The sequence below is a fragment of the Xanthomonas sp. WHRI 8393 genome (assembly GCF_040203315.1).
Classification (GTDB): domain Bacteria; phylum Pseudomonadota; class Gammaproteobacteria; order Xanthomonadales; family Xanthomonadaceae; genus Xanthomonas; species Xanthomonas arboricola.
The window spans coordinates 146766-167504 of record NZ_JBEGGL010000006.1; the positions used below are offsets into that span (position 1 = coordinate 146766).

A 20739-nucleotide genomic window follows, 5' to 3' on the forward strand; every position below is an offset into this window, starting at 1 on the left:
AAGCAGGTTTTCTGAGGATGCATGCATCACACTACGTTTCCCACGCGAAAAACACGTGATCGATTTGAGAACCATGAACAGCACGCAGGACTTTCCCGACCATCGCTACCGACAGGTCGTCGAGCTGTCACTGGATTCCATCAAGGAAATTGCCTTGGACGGACGCGTCAGGTTCGTCAACGCGCATGGTCTGGCGCGTGTGGCGTTTGTCGATGCCGCCTCTGTGGTGGGTCTGCCCTGGGTGTCGTTATGGCCGAAGCGATTCAGGCCGCGCGTGCGGCAGGCGCTCGCCGCTGCCGAGCGCGGCGAGTCGCAGCAGTTCGAGACCGAATGTACGAATGCAGACGGGCAGCTCCAGAGCTGGTTGGTGTCGACAAGCCCGCTGCGTAACGCGGATGGCAAGATCGAGGGGGTGCTGGCGGTCAATCGCGACATCACCGAACGCCGGCAGTCGCAACTGGCACTACGCACGCTCAACCAGACGCTGCAGGCCCGCACCGAGTCTGCAATCCATCACGTTGAGCCTGCTGCAGCGGCGACGCACGACCAAGTACGTGCAGAGGCGCAGTCTCCAAGCATTGAGGTCGAGCTGGATATTGCACGTGCCGCGCAGCGCCTGGCCGAGCGCGTGGCCGAGCGAGCGCAGGAGGGTGAGGCTGTGGGGCAACTGTTGGCCGGTGTCGTTCACGACCTGAACAACGTGCTGCAAACTGCGGGCGCTGCCATCGATGTGGTTCAGTCGCGCGGCGCCCTTGGCGAAGCGGATCAGAAGATTTTGCGCATGGCAGAGACCGCTCTGCAGCAGGGCTCGGTCATGGCGCAACGCCTGCTGGGCTTCGCGCGCAAGCATCCTTATGCTCCCGAACGCGTCGAGCTCAATGCGCTAGTCGCGCGCCTGCTGCCCCTGCTTCAACAGGCGGCAGGCGCTGCGGTATTGGTCGAGTGGGAGACCACGACTTGCGACAGTGCCGTACTGGCGGATCCACACACGCTGGAACGGGCCTTGTTGAACCTGGTGATCAATGCGCGCGATGTCTGCGCGGTGCCTGGCAGGGTCTGCATCACGGTGGCGACGCGGACGCTAGCAGATGTGGATGCTGCCGGTCGTCGCGCCGGCGATTATGTCACCCTCTCTGTCCAGGACAATGGCAGCGGCATTGCACCGGAGATCCGCGATCAGCTGTTCGACGCCTACTTCACCACCAAACCGGCAGGCAAGGGCACCGGGCTGGGCTTGGCACAAGTGGATGGGGCGGTCAGGCAGGCCGACGGCTATATCGAAGTGCAGTCGATGCCAGGGCAGGGCGCCTGTTTCACGCTTGGCTTCCCGGCGGCGGAGCCGACTGGTTGCTGACATCAGAGATGCCGGCGACGCCTAGATACTCTCGAGAATACCTAGCGGCGTCACGGTGCATCTGCCCATCCATTGTCTGGCATAGTGGTGCGCGGCAAGTTGCGTGTCGAATCGCATCTCGCGCCTGTGCCCATACAAGGTGATCCCATCGTCGAACGACACCAGAATCTCCGGGAAGAAGACGCCGTCCAACGGAACCGTATGTGCAGTCAATCGATAACGACCAATCTGCCGGAACATCGTGGAGTCCATCATGACCTCGGTAGCGGTAATGGCCGGCGTGAAGCGATTGCATGAAGTCGAGGAGCAATTGCACCTTGATCGCTATGTTTTCGATTTGCAAGCAGCGCGGATAATGATCTGCAGGTAGCCTGGAATCGGAAGAGCACAATCGCGGTGGTTTATGCACAGCCCGCTTATGCAAATAAATGCGGGCTTCAATGTCGCGATTGCTTGTCGCGCCGAAACGATCGGGCAACGGCAGTCACGGGGTTATCTGCGATGTTTCCACGGGCGATCGTCTCCAGCATCGGCCATCACCACGTCTGCTTGTTGCTGGACACATCTGACGATGTACACGATGGCTAGACCTGACTCTCCAGTACCGGCTCGCCAGCCAGGACGGCCATTTCCAGGCGGGCCAGATGATCGCTGAATCCGCCGCTCGCGCGGGCGATGCGGCGAGCGCTGGTATTGACGACCGGCTTGACCAGGCGGGCAATCTGCATGCCTGCGCGCTCTAGCGCCGAAACCAGCGCCACGTCTTCGCTGCACTTGAGCGCAGAAAAACCACCGGCGGCCACGTACGCAGCCACACTCATGCCGAGATTGGCGCCATGCACATGCGGATGCCCATCGCGGCGGATTTCCTTGGCCAGGAAGGCCTGCCGTGTTTCGGGACGGAAATCGTGCCAGTCGGTCACCTCCACCACGCCGCAGAACACATCCGCCGCGCAATCGAGCTGTGCCGAAAGCCAGTCCGGCGGCACGCAGGTGTCGGCATCGGTAAACGCAAGCCAGCGTGCCCCGCGCGCAATCGCGGCCGATGCCGCCGCTGCACGCGCAATGCCGACACCACCTGCGGTAGTGACGGTTCTTACGCCGTGCGCGCGTGCAATTGCGCCGGTGCCGTCGCTGCAGCGGTCGAGCGCGACATGGATTTCCACGCGCTCTCCCGCCAAATGCGGGTGCGCGGCTGCCACCAGAATGGACTGCAGGCACTTGCCGATCAGATCCGCTTCGTTATGCGCCGGAATGGTGACCGCGATCATCGCAGCTGCTCCTGTTGCGCAATCGACGGCCCGGACATCCAGGCCTGCAACACGAAGTCCGCATCCTGGTAGCAGCACAGCGTGTCCATCGCCAATACCTGGTTCAGCGCGCTGTGGACCTGCTCGGCGCTGCGCAACGCGCCATCGAAGTCGTGCCGCCAGTGACATGCCACAAGGCAGCCGTTGGCGGTGAGCGAGCGGGCGAACAACGCCACGGTTTTTTCGAAAGCCGCGGCGTCCAGGTAATAACCCACCTCACTGAAGACGATCAGGTCGAACAGCCCCTCCGGCCAATCCGACGGATGCGCCGCCTGCTGCAGCGTGACCGCAGGCAGTGCCTGCAGCCGCACGCTCGCCAGCTCGACCGCCTGCTGCGACAGATCCGTCGCCAGCAGCGTGTCACAGCGCTGCGCCAGCTGCGCGGTTAGCTCGCCATTGGAACAGCCAAATTCCCAGCCACGCGCGAACCTCGGATAGGGCAGGGCACCGAGCAGGATGTCGCGCTTGCGCTGCTCGTACCAGCGCGAGCGATAACCGAACGGGTCTGCATCGGCGTACATCTGCTCAAAGTGCTCAACGCTCAGCGCGGTCATCGGATGAAGACCTCGAACGGCCGCGCAAAGCGCTCCAGCACCGGCGGCGGCAGAATCGGCTCTGCAACGGGTGGCGTGCAGTGGCCCAACTGGGTGGCAAAGCACGCAATGGCGCGCTGCTTGGCACTCAGCACCGCAGGCGATAGATCGAAGCGCACGGCAGTGCCATCGGCAAATACCCCGTCTTCCGGACGCGACCAATGCCACGCCCAGACCGGATATTGCAGACGCCGCGCCGACTGCGCCTTGCACGCGACATGGGTCGCGCGCGACGCCGCCTCATGATCCGGATGGCCATCGCGCTCCCAGGTCACCAGCACCGTGTCCTGCGCAGTGATCAGATCACCGAGGGCCTGTGCCATGCGCGCTTCGCATGCCGCCAGCGCGCCATCGCCCAGTGCGAGATGGGTCAATGCGCCAGGCACTACACCCAACTGCTGCACGGCGGCATCCAGTTCCAGGCGCCGCGCCGGGCCCAGCACCTGTGGCTGCCAGCCGGGTTCGTCGGGGTAGGCCTGCTCCCCATCGGTCAGCGCGACGATCAACACCGGTACGCCTGCGGCACGCGCGGCGGCAATCAACCCGCCACATCCAAGCACCTCGTCGTCCGGGTGCGGTGCCACCACCACCAGGCGCTGGCTACCTTGCATCAGTTGCGACAGCGTGACGCGTGGCAGCTCGCTCAGGTACGGCGCGTAGCGCCATGCTGTTTCCGGCGTGCCTGTGCCCTCGATGGGCTGCCCGGCTAGATCTTCCAAGGCAATGTCTCCTGTTGGCATAACTCGCCCAGGGCCTGCAGGTCGCGTTCTGCGTGATGCTGCCGAATAAACACCGACAGGTCGGCGCAACGCTGCGCATGTGCGCGGTTGCCGCACAGCGGGCCTGGCCCCAACGCACGCGCGACCCGATCCAGCGTGTCGCGCGCCACCGCTTCGACCACACTGCGTACCTGCAGGACGCCACGCAGATGTGCCTGTTCCGGCTGCGCGTCGATGCGCGTTGCCAGCTGACGCAACAACGCAGCTGCAGATGCCAGGCCTGTATCGATGGCGCCCAGATGCGCGGCGGCATGCGGATCCTTGCTCACACGCGCAGAGGCACGCAGCACATCGGCAACCGCAACGGTGGCGCCGAACCAGCACGCGGCGATGCCGGCACCGCCGTGCCAGAATCCAGGTCGGGTCAGGTACGCATCACCTGCGCCAATCTGCCGCGCTGGCGTATCGGAGAAGCGAACATTGGCCGTCTCGATGCCTTGCATGCCGACTGCCTGCCACGCACTGTTGTCGATCTGAATGCCGGGCTGATCCAGCGCCACGGCAAACAGGCAACTGGCGCCTGCATGGCGCGTCGTTACCAGCGCATGCGTCACTTGCGCCGCACCCGAACACCACGCCTTGGTGCCGTTGAGCACTTGTCCGGAAAAACGCATATCCGAGCCGGGCGGCTCGGCCGCCCACACCGCCCAACGCTGGGTCGGCGTGATGAGGTCCACCCCCAGATCGGCACAGATGGCTTGCGCGTCGTAATGCGCTTCCAGGAACTTGGCCGCGCACAGGTCGTCTGCCGCGATATCGGCAAGCGTCTGCCAGCGCCCCAGGGTGAGACCACGCCCGGGAAGTGGCAGCGTCGGATGTATGTGTAGCCACTTGTCCGCAATCGACTGCTTGAGTCCGTCGGTGCGGGCTGAGTCCGTGTGCGATGCAAAGGCAAGGGTGTGCGATGAAATACGTGCGCTCATCGGGCCACGCTAAGCAGCGCACGGTGCAAGGGGTGTGACGCGTGACAACGGTTCTCGACGTGAGAAGCGAACAGAAGCGCAAGGAAACCACTGCAACTTGCTGCGCAAATCGATATTCAGAAGGCAGCCGCGGCCCTGCCGCAGCCCGACGACGCGAGCGCATTCTCGGATCTGGATGGCGCTGCGCCCACCGCCGATTGGACGGTGCATGCCGGCGCGTCGATCCTGGTGCGGCCCGACGGCCGCATCGCCTTTTGCAGCCATGCCGATGCGCCGGAACGTCTGCACGTGGATTGCAGGCATGTCTTCGGCCAGGCGACAGAGGACGCTGCACGTTGCGCCTGCCGTGATCGGTTTCTCCCACCGCACGATGGCGCTGCGCAGGCCGGCACACCGGGAACGCTGCTCCCGCTTTGCTAGGATGCGCGCACATGCTATCCAGGAGGCCAAGCGCATGACGCCCACAGTGTTTCCCGAGCCCGAGCTGTTCCTGCCGCAGCGTGGCGAGCCCGCGTTGCGGTGGGGAGTGCTGGGGCCTGGAGCGATCGCCTCGGCGTTCGTGAGCGCGCTGCGCCGCCATACCGGGCAACGACCATTTGCAGTGGCCTCGCGCACGCGTGCGCGTGCCGAGGCCTTTGCGAGCACCTGGGCGATGCAGCGCGCCTATGACAGCTACGAGGCGCTGGTCGAAGACCACGATGTCGACATCGTCTATATCGCCACCCCGCACAGCGAACATCTGCAGCAGGGCTTGCTGGCGCTGCGCGCGGGCAAACATGTGTTGATCGAAAAGCCCATGACCACCTGCGCCGACGATGCGCGCGTGCTGGTGCAGGAGGCGCGGCAGCGCGGTCTGTTCCTGATGGAAGCCATGTGGAGCCGCTACCTGCCGCATACCTCGGTGCTGCGGAAACTGCTGGCCGATGGCGCGTTGGGCGAGCTTCGCCATGTGTTCGCCGATCTGAGCCAACGCGGCCCTGACGATGCGACGCACCGCCAGCGCAATCCTGCGCTCGGCGGCGGCGCGCTGCTGGACCTGGGCGTGTATGCGGTGCAGTTCTCTTCGATGATCCTGGGCGCACCGACCGCGATCACGACCACCGGCGCGCTGACCGACACCGGCGTGGATGCCTTCTCGACCATGGTGCTGTCGCATGGCGGCACCGCGCAATCCACGCTGATCAGTTCCATCGTGGCCCGCAGCAGTTCCACCGCCTATGTCACCGGCAGCCAGGGACGCATCGACCTTGCCGGCGAATTCCACAATCCGACCACGCTGAGCCTGGTCGGCAACGACCACGCCGGCATGCCCGCAGTGTGGATGGATCCGACCGGGATCAGCGGCTACGCGGGCCTGTCGTGGCAAGCGACAGCCGCGGCGCGTTACATCGGGGAAGGGCGCAAGGAATCTCCACTCCATCCGCTGGATGAAGTGATCCAGATCATGACCACCCTGGATACCGCGCGGGCACAGCTGGGATAGCGGGTAGGGCGTCTGCATCAGCCAAGGCGCGTTTGCAGAGAGCGCAGCGCACGATCACGCACGACGTTCAAGAACCGCATCGCCAAGTGCAGCACGTATTGCAGCTGATGCAAGCCCGCCCGCCTGCCGACCAGCGCAGGCGAGCGACGATCAACGCGTAGCTCGCCGGAATGCGGTCTTTCACGAACAGGATGGGATCGACGCTCTTCAAGCGCCGGCCCGACGCGCAGGGCCGGCCGCCGTAAAAACAAAACCCCGCGTATGCGGGGCCTTGTCACTATCTATATGCTCGATGCGCGATAGACGCGCTTTGGCACTGCCAGGCGCGTTTCGTTAGCCGCTCTTAGGGCAGGTCGCATTTGATTTTCGCGTCCACATAATAGGGCTTTGGGACGTCCGGGTTCTTGCTGGTCCTCTCGAACACCACCTCGAACGAATCCAGATCCACGCTACCGTTGCGCGACTTGCAGGCGTCCTGCAATTTCTGCTTTACCGCCGCGATACCCGCGTCGCGATTGGCGCCATCGGCGCTATTGGTCAGATTGGCGATCTCGGCAGATGCAGGCGAACTCAGACCCAGCAGGCAACCGACAGCCATAAGCGTGTGCAGCTTCTTCATACAGTCTCCTTTGCGATGTCTTTGATCTTCCGGGGGCATGGACGACAACGGCGATCGATATTCGGCGCAACAGGGCGCCGCGCGGTCCAGCCCGGCGCAGCATAGGCCGGGCGGGTTAAGGCATCGTGCAGGCGTTCGCACATCCGGTGACGGATCGCTTTGTCGTGTAGGTCAGTTGCAGATGCGCTCAGCCCTCAAAAGCAAACGGCCCGGACTAGCCGGGCCGTTGTTTGCGCTGCGACAGATCAGAACTCCTGCCAGTCGCTTGCATCATGCGATGCGCCTGCGGCCACCGCCCGTTTCGCTACAGGTGCCTGGCGTAGCGGGCTTTTGACAGCGGCAGGCCGGCCCGCAATCTCGCTGAGCTTTGCCGCAACCGGCGCTGCCGGCCGCGTGGTGCGCGTGCTGCCCTCGCTGATCTTGAACACCGCTACCGCCTGCGTCAGCTGCACGGCCTGTTCTTCCATCGAGCGTGCGGCGGCAGTGGCTTCTTCCACCAGCGCTGCGTTTTGCTGCGTGGTTTCGTCCATCTGTGTCACGGTGGTGTTGACCTGTTCGATACCGGCCGACTGTTCCTGCGATGCCGCAGAAATCTCGCCCATGATGTCGGTCACGCGCTGCACGCTGGCCACGATTTCGGCCATCGTGGAGCCTGCCGTGTGCACCAGCGTCGAGCCTTCGGCGACCCGCTCGACCGAATCGTCGATCAGGCTCTTGATCTCCTTCGCCGCAGCGGTGGAGCGCTGGGCCAGGGTGCGGACTTCCGATGCCACCACCGCAAAGCCGCGGCCCTGTTCGCCGGCACGTGCCGCTTCCACCGCCGCATTCAAGGCCAGGATGTTGGTCTGGAACGAGATCCCGTCGATGACGGAGATGATGTCGGCAATCTTCTTGGACGAGGCCTCGATACCGGCCATGGTGCCCACCACCTTGCTCACGATCTCGCCGCCCTGCGATGCCACGCCTGCCGCACCGATTGCCAGTTGATTGGCCTGACGGGCGTGTTCGGCATTCTGGCGCACGGTGGAGGTCAGCTCTTCCATCGACGCGGCGGTTTCTTCCAGGTTGGCGGCCTGCTGTTCGGTACGCTGCGACAGGTCCTGATTGCCGGCAGCGATTTCGCTGGCGGCAGAATTGATCGACACGGCCGAGTGCTGGATACGGCCGACAATCTCGGCCAACTGCGCGGCAGTGGCGTTGGCATCATCACGCATCTGCGCGAACACGCCCTTGAAGTCGCCGGTCATCCGCGCGGTGAGGTCGCCTGCGGCGATGGACTGCAGCAGCGACGACAGCGATTGCAGGTTGCCGTCGGCAGTGGCCATCAACTGGTTGAGGCTATCGACCATCACATGGAAGTCGTACTGGAAACGCTCGGCATCGCCGCGTGCGCTGAAGTCGCCGTTGGCTGCGGATTGCGCCAGCTGCTTGATCTCGCGGTTCATCGCAGACAGATTGGCCTTTACCTCGTCCATGGTCTGCGTCAGCACCGCCTTCTCGCCGGGCAGGCGGTCCATGCTCTCGCTGAGGTCGCCGATGGCGTAGCGCCCCATGATGCGTGCCAGGTTGGTCTGCACCGCCAGATGCGACGCCACCAGCGTATTGGTGTCCTTGGCCATGCGGCCGTAGTCGCCAGGAAACGCCGCAGCATCGATGCGGAAACTGGTCTGGCCATCATCGTGGCGCCTGGCCATGTCGCTCTGCGCGTCGAGCAAGGATTGCAACTGCTTCTGCATGCCACGCATGGCACGCAACAGGCGGCCGGTTTCATCTTTGGCGTCGCTTTCCACGTCGTTGTCCAGCTGGCCGTTGGCAATCGCCTCTGCGGCGTTGGTGGCGCGTGCAAGCGGCTGGGTCAGGCTGCGGGTGATGAGCCAGGCGAGCAGGCTGCTGATCACCACCACGGCAATGCCACCGAAGATGATCAGCAGCTTGCCGCGATTCATCGACGCCACCGCATCGGCATAGGCTTGCTGGCTCTGGCCTTCCTGACGGGTCACCAGTTCGCGGATCTTGTCCTGCCACGCCATCGTCGCCGGGCGTGCCTTTTCGCTGAGCAAGGCTTGCGCAGGCGCGTTGTCGTTTTGAGCGGCAAGCGCCATGACCTGGTCGTTGATCTTGCCCGAGATGGCGCGTCGCGCGTCCATCTCGGCGCGAATCTTGCGACCTTCCTCGGAGCTGGGCAGCGTATCGAGCTTGGCCCGCAGGTCGTTGTAGCGCTGGCGCTGCGCCTTGATGGTGGCCAGCGCTTCGTTGTTGAGTTCGTCGCTGGTGGCCATGGCATAGGTGCCCAGCGCGATCAGGATCGATGAGTTGGCATCCAGCATGCCGTTGCCGATCTGGATCTTGGCCATGCGGTCAAGCACGATGAAATCGAATTGCTGTCGTGCTTTGGCCATGGTGACCAGGCCGGTTGCCACCAGCAGGCTCGACAACAGAATCAGGATGCCGAAGGCGACGCCGAGACGGCGCCCGACGTTATAGCGTTGCAAATAGGCGGTCATGCGGGTCGTCCTGATGTCCAGTGGGTGGCACCGGCGGCAGGTCGCGTGATGTTCGCGTGAATGCCTCGGCAACGTGATAACGACGCAAAAATCGGAAACTTGAACCAATCATCCCGGCTCGTATTTAGGGTGCGTTTTTATTCACGCCGGTCAGGAAAAAACCGACTGGCAGCGCGACGACGTCAGCACGATACTGAAGACGTTGCTCGCATCCGCGCTGCTCTTGATGTCTGGTCTGTGCCGATTGACAGGCAGCCGCTGCATGAATGACCCATCTGATCATTCCGTCGTCGGCGGCGCGCGATGCAGCGTCCAGCGCAAGCGTTGCTGGCGGGATGCGCATCGATCTGCCGCTGCGTCGCCTGGCCGGCATCTTGTGTCTGCACGCAGTGTCGGCAAAGGCGAACTCGCAAGGACGTCGGCAACGTTGCCGGCACGTCGGAAGACACGTGCCAGTGCGGTTGCAACGGTTGGCACCATCGTCGCTGGTGTCAGGCATGCGCGCTGGCCGGTGTCTCGACACGTTGGTCAGTCGGCGCTTCCGCTCCGGATGTCATGTGGTGCCATCACCGGCTCACTCCGCCACCACGTCCCAAGCGCGATCATGGTCGGCATGAACAGCAGTCAGATCACCGCGCGAACGATCACGGTCACCCCGGCGAGCACCGCATCAGCCGGCAGCGAGGTGGTAGTGCAGTTGTCGGCCAGCCCGGACCCGCGCTGGCAGGCGTGTTTCCATTTCGTCGTGCAAGGCCGCGATGGCTTCTTCCTGCAGGACAGGCCGGTGTTCGACAACGCAAGCTTTCACGGGATCTTGCAGGCCGGGCAAGCCGAGGCCTTCCGCCAGGAACTGCCGGATCTGCTGGTATCGGCCAGCGCGCTCGCACGCGCGCAGGTGAACAAGGACGCAGCGCGATAAGCGTGCCGCTCCAGCAGTAGGACGTGTCCAGAGAATCGTGTCCGGTGGCGGGCACTGGTGACCAGCCCGAAAAAGCGATGGGACGGCAAGGCTGCTTGTCTGCACGACCGCCGGGCATCCATATGCCGTGAACAACATCGCTACTGCACAGCTCGAACGCTGCTGCACGTGGCACCCAGCACTAAAGATCGAGCGCCATATCCCAGCGCTCCAGTCCGGGCGCATAGCCATCCACCGTCACTTGCTGCACCACAAAGCCGAAGCGGGCATAGAACTGCCGGGTGTGTTGACTGGTATCCAAGATGACATGCCGGACATCCGGCATCTGGCGCAATGCTTCAAGCCGGGCCAGGAGCAACTGCGTCCCCACGCCGCAGCGGTGCAGGCGCGGGTGGACCATGCCCCAGCACAAGCTCGCCGTTGTGCCATCGGCGCCGATCGCGTAGCCGGCGCAGCCAGCGACAGCGTTGCCGCGCTCTAGTAGTTGGTAGTGCCACGCCGCGGCGTGATGGCTCAGGAAGCCGGCAAAGTCGGCACGTTCACCGGCGCTGAAGAACACCGGCACATTCGCATCGAAGAGCGCCATGCAGGCGTCGAAGTCCCGAGATTGATACGGCCGAATCGTGTCCATCTGCAAAGTCTGCCTCAGACGCGCAGTTGCCATGCAGCGGCATGACATCCTGCCCCGTGATCGCCACGCCTGCCGCGCCACCTGCGCTCAGGCCCGAGCCGTCGCCTCGCGCACAAAGTCTTCGTAGGTGCGCAGCGGACGCCCCAGCATGGCCTGCAGTTTTTCTACCGCGCCGTCGGCCGCCCGCATGCCGTGGGTCTGGATGCCGGCCATCATCAGGCGCATGTCATAGGCCAGCCAGGAGGGGCCGTAGGCTGCCATCTGCGCTTCGAAGGCAGCCACGTCATCGCCCGCATAGGCGATCTCGCGCCCAAGCGCCGCACTCCAGACCTTCGCGGCGGAGGGGCCTGTCACTGCATGCGGGCCGACCAGTTCGAGCGTGACACGCTCAAGTGCGGCGGGTGCGCGGTCGCGGCGCAGCAACTCGGCAACCGCGATGTCGGCGATGTCGCGCGCATCGATCATGGCCACACCTGCCGAGCCGATCGGCATCGGGTAGACAGCGTACTGTTGAATCGTCTGCTGGATCATCGCTTCGTTCTGCATGAAATACGCCGGGCGCAGAATCGTGGCAGCAATGTCGAGGCTTTCGATCATGCGCTCGACCGTGTGCTTGCCGGTGAAGTGCGGCACGTTGGTGAACCTGTCGGCATGGATCACCGACAGGTACACGATGCGCTCGATCCCTGCTTCCTTGGCAAGATTCAAGGCGATCAGCGCCTGCGTCACTTCGTCGGGAGTGACCGCATTCAACAGGAACAGTGTGCGCGCCGACGACAACGCGGCGCGCATCGACGCGACGTCGGTGAGGTCTGCGACCACCTCGGTGACACCGGCCGGGAAAGTGCGCTTGCCGGGTTGGCGAACCAGTGCCTTGACCTTGGCGCCTGCGTCGGCCAGGCCCTGGGTGATCAGAGAACCGATGGTGCCGGTGGCACCGGTAACGAGAATGCTCACGTGAATCTCCTGCTATGGATGGAAAGAGGCGTCATTGCGACATGTCCGCTGCGCTTGGCGTTGCGGTGACGAGACGATAGGCCGTTGCATCGCCAATACGAAGACGCCAAGATGTAGACGCCTGGTTTCAAATCTGGAACACCATGGATCTCAATGCATTGATCGATTTCGCGCTGGTCGCAGCGAACCAGGGCCTCGGAAAGGCAAGCCGTGCCAGCGGCAGATCCAAGGCGACCCTGTCGCGTCGCATCGCCGAGCTGGAGGAGCAACTGGGAGTGCGACTGGTCGAGCGCAGCGCACGTGGCCTCAGGCTCACCGATGCCGGGCAGCTGCTGATGGAGCGCACCGAAGTGCCGTTGAGCGAGGTGGCCGAGGCCATGGCAGCCGCACGCGAGGGGCTCTCGAGCCCGCGCGGACGCTTGCGGGTAGCATCGCCGGTGCTGTTCTCGCAACTGGCGATGGGGCGCATCGGCGCAGAGTTCTGCGCTGCCTATCCGGAGATCACGCTGGAGGTGGTGGCCGAGGACCGCACGGTCGATCTGGTGGAAGAGCAGTTCGATGTGGCGATCCGGATCAACCCCAGCCCGGACAGCAGCCTGGTCGGGCGCTGCTTCGCCAGGGATCGGCTGGTGGTCGTGGCCGCCCCCGGCATCGCCATGCCGACCGGCGGCGCGGTCACACCCATTCCCGCTGTGGTGATGTCGAGCTTCCAGCCGACCACATGGACGCTCGATGACGGGCGTCTGGTCCTGGAACCCATTCCACGACTGCGGTTTTCCTCGTTCCTGATGGTCCGCGACGCGGCGATGGCAGGCGGTGGCATCGCGCTCATTCCGCAGTCGATCGCCTGGAACCAGCTCGCGCGTGGCGAACTGGTGCAGTGGGGCACCATCGCTGGCGCGGAGCCGGCGCTGTGGGTGTTGCACACGTCCAGGCGCCTGGCTGCCCCGAAGGTGCGCGCCTTCGTGGACTTCATGTGCGAGAGGTATCCGGACGCCTTGCTTGTGCTCAAGGGGTAGGGCGCTGCCTCCAGCTTGCGCGCGCCACCATGTGTGGCAGCCAGCGTGGACGCGTTATCGCCTGGAAAGATCCACCACCGAGGTGTAGACAACGCTGCGAAAGTGATGATCGATAAACCGATCAACACATGGATGGCAGGCGCGGTTGCGCGTGCTCGAATATGCTCGTTCGGGGACGCGCGGCCTCGTCATGACGTCGGTAGAACCGCCTTGCGCTCAGGGATGCATGCCGCAATGAGGCAAGCCCTCCCTTGCACAGCTGACCACTGCAGATGCCCAGCCAGCCGCGCGCCGAGCACCCGGTCCCTCACACGCGCAAGAGCCGCCTGGCCAGGCGGCGGCCGGGCGCGGCGTCGGCGTGGTCGCCGCCAGCGCCCAGGATCGGGCGGCGCAGATGGGGCGGCGGCAGGCAGATCAGCACGCACGGCGTCTTTGCCAGTGCCGACTGCAGCGAGGAACGCCAGACGCCACGGCGGACGAGGGCGTCGTGTTCGACCACCAGCACATCGGCGCAGGCGCGTTTAAGCAGGCCGGCGATCTCGCGCCGCGGATTGCCGACGGCCACGTGGATGCGCACGCGCAGGTCCTCGTCGGGCAGCTGCTGGACCAGGTCGCCGAGCCAGCTGGCAGCCGCGTCTTCGCTCAGCGGCTTGTCGTTGAACAGGCTGTCCACCAGCAGGCCTTCGCTGACTTCCGGCACGACGTGCAGCAGATGCAGGTCGGCGCCGCGGCGACGCGCCAGGGCGGCGGCATCGCGCAGCGATTCCAGGCTGGTTTCGCGGCCGGTGATCCAGCAGGCCACGTGACCGCCGACAGCGCCATCGCGCGGGATCGCGTCAGCATAGGGCAGGGTGAGCATGGGCGTGGCCACGCGTTGCAGCACCCGCGCGCGCAACGACACATGCAGCGGGCGCGGCAGGCCGGTGCGCTCGGACGGCGGCATGATCAGCAGCGCGTCGTCGCGGCTGCGGCAGAACGAGACGATGCCGGCGGCGGCGGGGCCGCCGGCAAGTGCACGCTCGCAGCCCGGGTAGTTTGAAGCCTCGGCAAAGAACGCATCCAGCGACTGCTGGGCCTGCGCACGCTTGCCCTTGGCGTGCACGTGCAGGATGGTCAGGCGTGCGCGCAGGCGGTCCACCAGTTGCGCCACGGTCGGGATGGCGGCATGGCAGGTCTCGGAAAAATTGGTGGCAAAGATCAGGTGGGTGGGGGTGGTCTGCATGGCTGGCTCCGTGGTCAGTAGATGAAACCGTCGATGGCGCGCACTTCGCGCAGCGGTACGCGCTGACCCAGCATTTCGCGCAGGGTGAGTTCGATGCCGCGCGACAGTGCGGTCATCGGGGTGTCGTGCACGGTGTTCTCGAACGGGTCTTCGATGGCGCTGCTGGCGCTGTCGATGGCGATCAGGGTGAAGCTGATCAGCACCGAGGCGATCGGCATGGCCAGGCCCATGCCGGCGATCAGGCCCAGCGGCACCAGCCAGCAATACATGTTCACCAGCGTGCGCGGCAGCGAGGAGAACTGCCGCGGCAGCGGGGTGTTCTTGATGCGTTCGCAGGCGCCCTGGATATTGGCCAGCGTGGTGAGGTTGGCGTCCAGCGACGACCAGCGCAGGCTGTCGAGCATGCCCCAGTCGCGCGCCTGCTGCAGTTGCTGGCCCAGCCGCAGGGTCAGCGCGTTGGGGATGTTGGCGTAGCCGCGCAGGTCGTCGGCGCGTGCCTGGCCGAGCAGCCCGGCCAGCTCGGGGAACGGGTTCTGCCGGCGCAGGTGACAGCGCAAGGCGTGCACGAAGGCGACCTGGTGCACCACGATATCGTCGCGCAGTGCAGCCTGGCGCGGGTCGGCCGGGTCCACATCCAGCGCGGTCAGGGCCTGGCGTGCGATGGCGCGCGAGGTGTTCACCAGCGCGCCCCAGAGTTGGCGCGCTTCCCACCAGCGGCCATAGGCCGCATTGGCGCGGAACGCCAGGAAGATGGTGAGCGCCGAGCCGAGCTGGGCCAGCGGCAAGGCTTCGATCGACAGCCACTGCCAGCCGAAGAAGGTGTAGAGCACGGCCACGGCGCAGTCGAACGCCAGCAACACCAGCAGGCGCTTGTAGGTCTTGGGCCAGATGCGTCGCAACGGAAACGTATCGCGGGTGATCATGGGAGAGGCAACATCGACGTGGGGTGGATGCATTACACCCAGCCTCCACGGTCGTGTCTGCCATCCTTGCGCCAGCGTTGGACAGTGCGCGCACCGTCCGAACGATGCGGCCGGCCTATCTTTCGATAGGTGAAATCCGCAGCCCTGGCCACGATGCTGTGGCATCAACCACCGCAATAGAGGAGCGGCATTGCAGCGCAGGTGCATGGGTAGGCAATGGACAGACTGAGACTGCCATTCAAGTGGCGCGGACAGGTGGTCAAGCTCAATCGCGGCCCGACGCTGTGGGCGTCGCTGGCGATGCTGGCCTCGCTGGTGTGGGCGGAGTGGTACTCGCACCTGGGCGTATCGCTGGGGCTGCTGTACATCCTGCCGGTGGTGCTGGCGGCCACGGTGCTATCGCGGCGCGACATCGTCATTGCGGCGATCGCCTGCGCGGTACTGCGCGGCCTGTTCGTCACCGAAGAAACCCCGGTCGAACAGGCACTGCGCTTTTTCATGGCGACGATTGCCTATGCCGGCTGCGGGTTGCTCGTGGCTGAAATCAGCCGCACGCGCCGGGTGATCCTGGCCCATTACGTGCAGCTGCGCGCCGAACAGCGGCTGCGCCGGCGGCTGGAGCGGCAATTGCGGTTGCTTGCCGAGAGCAGCCCGGCGGCGTTGCTGACCGTGGCCGGCGACGGCCGCATCGTGGCGGCCAACCGCGCCGCGCACGAGATCCTGGACATGGCCGAGGAGGGCGGGCTGGAAGGCCGCGCGGTGCGCGAGTTCCTGCCGCTGCTGGACGACGCGCTGAGCATGAGCGCCAACCTGGATGGCATGCGCACCTCCGCCAGCACCTGGGGCTGCCGCAGCGACGGCACCCGCTTCCCGGCCACCACCTGGTTCTCGGTCTACGAAGACAGCGCCGAGCGCCACCTGGCCGCGATCCTGGTCGACACCAGCGAGGAAGTGCGCGCGCGCGAATCGGCGCACTTCGACGATGTGCTGAAGAACAATCGCCTGCTGGCCGGCGCGGTGTCGCACGAGATCCGCAACCTGTGTTCGGCGGCGGGCGTGGTCACTTCCAACCTGGCGCGGCATCCTGCGATTGGCGCTGATCCGGATCTGGCCGCGTTGCGAAGCCTGGTGGCGGCACTGATGGAGCTGGCGTCCTTCAACCTGCGGCGGCAGCTGCCCGACGACGCGCATGAAACGCGGCTGCAGACGCTGTGCAGCGAGCTGGATGTGATCATCCGTTCGGACTGGGAGGATGTCGAGGGCCAACTGGTGATCCAGATCGCGGCCGACTTCCCCTCGGTGCACGGCGACCGCCACGCGCTGTTGCAGGTGTTGCTCAATCTGGCGCGCAATTCGCTGCGCGCGGTGCAGGCGCTGCCACCGCAACGCCGCCAGTTGATCGTCAGTGCGCGCCTGGAGCAGGAGCGCGCGGTGCTGAGCGTGCGCGACACCGGGCCCGGCATTGCCGAGCCGGGCCGCCTGTTCCAGCCGTTCCGCAGCGACAGCGACGGCTCCGGGCTGGGGCTGTACATCTCGCGTGCGCTGATGGCCAACCAGGGCGGTCTGCTGCGTTACGCGCCCGGCGGCGAAGGCGCCTGTTTCGAGCTGCATCTGCCGCTGGCGCACGCAGCATATGCGGAGGCGCCGGATGGATGAGTCGCGGCGCGCACCGGTGCGCCTCTATCTGCTGGACGACCACACGCTGTTCCGCGAGGGCCTGCTGCGCCTGCTCGGTGCCGACGCCCGTTTCGAGGTGGTCGGGCAGTCCGGCGCATTGGCGCAGGCCATCGTACAGATCGCCTCGCTGATGCCGGACGTGGTCATCCTCGACTACGACATGGGCGAGTACAACGCGCTGGACTACATGCGGCGCCAGGCCGAGCAGGCGCGCCGTCCGGCCACGCTGGTCGTCACCGCCGGCCTGCCCGAGCGCGACGCACTGGCCTTGATCCGGCTCGGCGTGTCCGGTATCTGCCGCAAGGATGTCTCCACCGATGAACTGATCGACAGCATCCATGCGGTGGCGATGGGCCGGGTGCTGATCGACCAGCGTTATCTGCAATCGCTGGTCGCCCAGGGCACCCAGGAAAGCCGGCCTAGTTTTACCGACCGTGAGCGCGAAGTGCTGCGTGGCCTGCTGCGCGGGCAGTCCAACAAGTTGATCGCACGCCAGCTCGGCAGTTCGGAAAGCGCGATCAAGGCCACCTTCCAGCAGCTGTTCAACAAGCTCGACGTGCGCTCGCGCAGCCAGTTGGTGATGGTGATCCTGCAGGATTATCGCGACCTGGTGTGAGGCGTCTTGTTCCTTTGAAAGACATCGGGCGAGCGATGCAGATGCAGATGCTTATCCGCTGAACCCGATGCAGTTGCAACGGCACGCTGGCATGTAGGGCGTGCGACAAGGCCGCATGTGTGACGCTGATCTGCCGCCTTGCAGGCATGCCGATCGGGATGCGCTGGGTGGTGTTCCCGGACAAGCGCCGAGCCTCACGTCATCACACGATGTCGGACTCATCTGCACGAGGCATGGACAAAGCGCCGGTCATCATGCGCGCCTGATGGAGAGAGGTGTTACATGGCGAAGCCGACGCTGTTCTTCCTGCACGCCCTTGGGTCCAGCAGCAACGAGTGGTCTGGGGTGATCCAGCGACTGGAGGCGCGCTTCGATTGTGTGGCGCTCGATATTCCCGGCTTTGGAGACGCGGCGCCGCTGCAGCATATCGACACCGCCGCACTGGTTACCTGGTTTGTCGACGAGGTGATCCGGCGGCAACCGACCTGCTGGTTTGCGGTCGGACACAGCATGGGCGGAAAGATTGCCACCCTGGCAGCGGCGCAGGCGCGTGATGGCGTGGCCGGGCTTGCCGGCCTGGCCGGCGTGATCCTGGTCGCGGCGTCGCCGCCAGCGCCCGAGCCGATGGAGGAGTCACGCCGGCAGACCATGCTGGCTTGGTTCGAAAAGGGCCATCCCACCCGGCAAGAGGCCGAGCAGTTCATCGACGACAACTGTGCGGCGAGGTTGCCTGCGCCTGTGAGGGACGCGGCTGTAAACGATGTGCTGCGAACCAATGCAAAAGCATGGATTGCCTGGCTTACGCATGCCAGTCGTGAGGACTGCAGCGCGCAGGCCGGCTGCATGCACGTGCCGGCGTTGATCCTCGCCGGCAGTGAGGATGGCGACCTCGGCGAAGCCGCGCAAAGCACGTTGAACGCGCCGCATTATCACGCTGCGCGGCTCGCCGTCGTGGCCGATGCCGCGCACCTGATCCCCTACGAACAACCGCAACACCTGGCGCAGCTGATCGCAGCGCATGTGGAGCGCAGCATGGACACGTGCCTGCCCGATGACTTCGTCAGGCTGCTCAATGCAGACCGGGTTGCCCCGCGCATGCGCAAGCTGCTGCTCAGCCGGCACGCTGGCCCACCCGCAGATGCGCAAGGCGTGCTGAGCCAGCATCAACTGGAGATACTCGGCGCAGTCGTTGCGCGTGTATTGGATGGGGCCAGCGATGCGCGCGCGATTGCACGGCGGATCGACGTCCAGCTTGCCGAAGGCGCAGGAGATGGTTGGCGCCATGCCGCGTTGCCACCCGATCGGCTGGCGATGCCGCTGGGGCTCGACACGCTCGACGCGCTGAGCAACGGCTTCGCTGGCCTGCCTGCGGAAACCCAGGACCATTGGCTGCGCGAGGTGTTGCGCGCGACGGCTGGCGATTCCTCGGCACATGGGCTGGATGCAGCGCAGCTGGCGCACTGGTTCGAGGATGTGCGCGCCGGAGCCGTGCGGACCTGGGTCAGCCTTCCCGCCACGATGGCCGCATTGGGATACGACGGCTTTGCGGTTGGCGGTGTCGGTATCGACAGCCTGGGCTATCAGCACACCGCAGCCGACCGGCAGGAAGCCTGGCAGCTTCCTGCCGAAGGCCTGCGATGAACCCGGGCATCCACGACGCTGCAGTCGATGTGGTGGTGGTAGGCAGCGGTGCAGGCGGCGGCCCGCTGGCCGCACGGCTTGCACAGGCAGGTCTGTCGGTGGTGGTGCTGGAGGCGGGTGCGGCCTTCAGCCCTGCCTCCCATCTGCCCGATGAGCTGACCACCGGCATCTACTGGATGGAGGAGCGCCTGAGCGGCGGGCAGACGCCCACCGCATTCGGCGCCAACAATTCCGGTTCTGGCCTGGGTGGTTCGACCCTGCACTGGGGCGCCTTCTGCCCGCGTCCGGACAAGCGCGATCTGAGCCTGTCGACGCACACCGGGCAGCGCAGCATGGACTGGCCGATCGCGCATGAAGAGCTGCTGTCCTATATCCGACGCGTCGAGGAGTTCATCGGCGTCTCCGGGCCGGCGCACTATCCGTGGGATCCCGAGCGCAACTACGCCTATGCGCCGCCGCAGCGCAATGCGTCGGCCAACGCGATGGAGCGCGGTTGCCGCACGCTCGGCATCACCGCCACCGACGCGCCTGCCGCGTTGGTGACCAGGGCGCATGCGCAGCCGCACCACGGCATGCGCGCGGCCTGCAACAACTGCGGCGCCTGTCATCAAGGTTGCAGCAATGGCGCCAAGGTGAGCGTCGATACCACCTGGCTACCGCTGGCGCGCGCGCACGGTGCCCAGTTGCGACCCGGCTGCCGGGTCATCGATTTCGAGCGCGATGCGCGTGGCATGGTCAGCGCGGTGGTCTACCAGCAGGACGGACGCGAACTGCGCCAGCGTTGCACAAGCCTGTTCCTGTGCGCAGGCGGCGTGGAAACACCGCGCTTGCTGCTCAACCTGGGGCTGGCCAACTCCAGCGGTCAGGTCGGGCGCAATTTCATGGCGCATGTGGCCACTCAGGTGTGGGGAGAGTTCGATGCGGACATGCGCATGAACCGTGGCTACCCCTCGTCGCTGATCACCGAGGACATGCTGCGCCCGACCAATGCCGATTTCATTGGCGGCTATCTGGTGCAGAGCCTGGGCGTGCAGCCGATCACCCTGGCCAACACCCTGGCACGTGGCGCAGGCCTGTGGGGGAGGGAGCTCGTCTCGACCATGGCGCGCTACAACCGCCTGGCCGGCATCGGAATCAATGGCGAATGCCTGCCGCAAGATGCCAACCGGCTAAGCCTGTCCGACGAGTGCGATGCTTTCGGCCAGCGCAAGGCGCGTATCGACTTCAGCTACGGGCCCAACGAACGCGCGATCGATGCCCACGCACGCGCATCGCTGCACGCAATCTGGGAGGCGGCAGGTGCACAACGCATCTTCGCCGCCGCCCGCTCCGCGCACACATTGGGTACCTGCCGGATGGGCACCGATCCGGAGCAGGCCGTGGTCGACCCGGACGGCCGCGCATTCGACATCGCCAACCTCTACATCTGCGACAACTCGATTTTTCCAAGTGCGCTGGCAGCCAATCCCGCGCTGACACAGATGGCACTTGGCCTGCGCACGGCGGAGCGTTTTCTCGCCCGCTAGTTGCGTGCCAACCACCACCTCTCTCTACCACCAGGAGTTCAGC

General features: G+C 65.2%; 19 protein-coding genes. 8 read left to right on the plus strand and 11 right to left on the minus strand.

Translation table 11 applies throughout. From position 1 onward, the window contains the following. Positions 1-73: 73 nt before the first annotated feature. Positions 74-1354, plus strand: coding sequence for a two-component system sensor histidine kinase NtrB (locus ABQ137_RS18195; protein ID WP_054592697.1), 1281 nt, complete (start codon positions 74-76; stop codon positions 1352-1354). 21 nt (positions 1355-1375) lie between these two features. Here ABQ137_RS18195 and ABQ137_RS18200 read toward each other — a convergent pair whose 3' ends face one another. The 5 genes from ABQ137_RS18200 to ABQ137_RS18220 form a co-directional block, all read right to left on the minus strand. Beyond that, the gene (locus ABQ137_RS18200; RefSeq protein WP_235175478.1) at positions 1376-1609 is read right to left on the minus strand and encodes a hypothetical protein; all 234 of its coding nucleotides are present in this window, start codon (positions 1607-1609) and stop codon (positions 1376-1378) included. Positions 1610-1938: 329 nt separating this feature from the next. Further along, positions 1939-2625, minus strand: a complete 687-nt coding sequence (locus tag ABQ137_RS18205; protein ID WP_349783306.1) for a glycosyltransferase family 2 protein — start codon at positions 2623-2625, stop codon at positions 1939-1941. Beyond that, entirely contained in the window at positions 2622-3218 is a 597-nt protein-coding gene (locus ABQ137_RS18210; RefSeq protein ID WP_054592699.1) for a class I SAM-dependent DNA methyltransferase, read from the minus strand. Before ABQ137_RS18210 ends, ABQ137_RS18205 begins: the two co-directional genes overlap by 4 nt. Continuing rightward, positions 3215-3976: a PIG-L deacetylase family protein gene (locus ABQ137_RS18215; protein WP_081008623.1), complete on the minus strand. Its 762-nt coding sequence runs from the start codon at positions 3974-3976 to the stop codon at positions 3215-3217. Before ABQ137_RS18215 ends, ABQ137_RS18210 begins: the two co-directional genes overlap by 4 nt. Further along, entirely contained in the window at positions 3964-4959 is a 996-nt protein-coding gene (locus ABQ137_RS18220) for an acyl-CoA dehydrogenase family protein (protein WP_349783307.1), read from the minus strand. The genes ABQ137_RS18215 and ABQ137_RS18220 overlap by 13 nt, the downstream gene beginning before the upstream one ends. Before the next feature lie 454 nt (positions 4960-5413). Here ABQ137_RS18220 and ABQ137_RS18225 point away from each other — a divergent pair, with 454 nt between their 5' ends. Further along, positions 5414-6442: a Gfo/Idh/MocA family protein gene (locus ABQ137_RS18225; protein WP_349783308.1), complete on the plus strand. Its 1029-nt coding sequence runs from the start codon at positions 5414-5416 to the stop codon at positions 6440-6442. A gap of 343 nt (positions 6443-6785) precedes the next feature. Here the strand turns inward: ABQ137_RS18225 and ABQ137_RS18230 are convergent, their stop codons facing one another. Together ABQ137_RS18230 and ABQ137_RS18235 are read right to left on the minus strand one after the other, a co-directional pair. Then, complete coding sequence (locus ABQ137_RS18230; RefSeq protein WP_349783309.1) at positions 6786-7061, minus strand: hypothetical protein; 276 nt, start codon at positions 7059-7061, stop codon at positions 6786-6788. A 245-nt stretch (positions 7062-7306) separates the two neighbouring features. Next, positions 7307-9565, minus strand: a complete 2259-nt coding sequence (locus ABQ137_RS18235) for a methyl-accepting chemotaxis protein (RefSeq protein ID WP_349783310.1) — start codon at positions 9563-9565, stop codon at positions 7307-7309. A 613-nt stretch (positions 9566-10178) separates the two neighbouring features. On the opposite strand from ABQ137_RS18235, the gene ABQ137_RS18240 reads away from it, so the two are divergent. Beyond that, entirely contained in the window at positions 10179-10484 is a 306-nt protein-coding gene (locus ABQ137_RS18240) for a hypothetical protein (protein ID WP_349783311.1), read from the plus strand. 181 nt (positions 10485-10665) lie between these two features. On the opposite strand, the gene ABQ137_RS18245 is transcribed toward ABQ137_RS18240, so the two are convergent. Continuing rightward, a complete protein-coding gene (locus tag ABQ137_RS18245) occupies positions 10666-11148 on the minus strand; it encodes a GNAT family N-acetyltransferase (protein ID WP_349783312.1) in 483 nt (160 codons plus the stop codon). A gap of 54 nt (positions 11149-11202) precedes the next feature. Further along, positions 11203-12072 (minus strand): NmrA family NAD(P)-binding protein, encoded by an 870-nt coding sequence (locus ABQ137_RS18250; RefSeq protein ID WP_349783313.1) that lies wholly within the window; start codon positions 12070-12072, stop codon positions 11203-11205. Between the two features lie 143 nt (positions 12073-12215). Here ABQ137_RS18250 and ABQ137_RS18255 point away from each other — a divergent pair, with 143 nt between their 5' ends. Next, complete coding sequence (locus ABQ137_RS18255; RefSeq protein WP_349783314.1) at positions 12216-13091, plus strand: LysR family transcriptional regulator; 876 nt, start codon at positions 12216-12218, stop codon at positions 13089-13091. A 307-nt stretch (positions 13092-13398) separates the two neighbouring features. Here ABQ137_RS18255 and ABQ137_RS18260 read toward each other — a convergent pair whose 3' ends face one another. Next, entirely contained in the window at positions 13399-14313 is a 915-nt protein-coding gene (locus ABQ137_RS18260) for a universal stress protein (protein ID WP_104608354.1), read from the minus strand. Positions 14314-14327: 14 nt separating this feature from the next. Then, entirely contained in the window at positions 14328-15236 is a 909-nt protein-coding gene (locus ABQ137_RS18265; RefSeq protein WP_024939959.1) for a bestrophin family protein, read from the minus strand. Between the two features lie 216 nt (positions 15237-15452). On the opposite strand from ABQ137_RS18265, the gene ABQ137_RS18270 reads away from it, so the two are divergent. The 4 genes from ABQ137_RS18270 to ABQ137_RS18285 all read left to right on the plus strand — a co-directional run bounded on the left by ABQ137_RS18270 (position 15453) and on the right by ABQ137_RS18285 (position 20696). Further along, positions 15453-16892, plus strand: coding sequence for an ATP-binding protein (locus ABQ137_RS18270; protein WP_349783315.1), 1440 nt, complete (start codon positions 15453-15455; stop codon positions 16890-16892). Beyond that, positions 16885-17529, plus strand: a complete 645-nt coding sequence (locus ABQ137_RS18275) for a LuxR C-terminal-related transcriptional regulator (protein ID WP_065031359.1) — start codon at positions 16885-16887, stop codon at positions 17527-17529. The genes ABQ137_RS18270 and ABQ137_RS18275 overlap by 8 nt, the downstream gene beginning before the upstream one ends. 282 nt (positions 17530-17811) lie before the next feature. Next, complete coding sequence (locus ABQ137_RS18280) at positions 17812-19170, plus strand: alpha/beta hydrolase (protein ID WP_349783329.1); 1359 nt, start codon at positions 17812-17814, stop codon at positions 19168-19170. Continuing rightward, the gene (locus ABQ137_RS18285) at positions 19167-20696 is read left to right on the plus strand and encodes a GMC family oxidoreductase (RefSeq protein WP_349783316.1); all 1530 of its coding nucleotides are present in this window, start codon (positions 19167-19169) and stop codon (positions 20694-20696) included. Before ABQ137_RS18280 ends, ABQ137_RS18285 begins: the two co-directional genes overlap by 4 nt. Positions 20697-20739 lie beyond the last annotated feature (43 nt).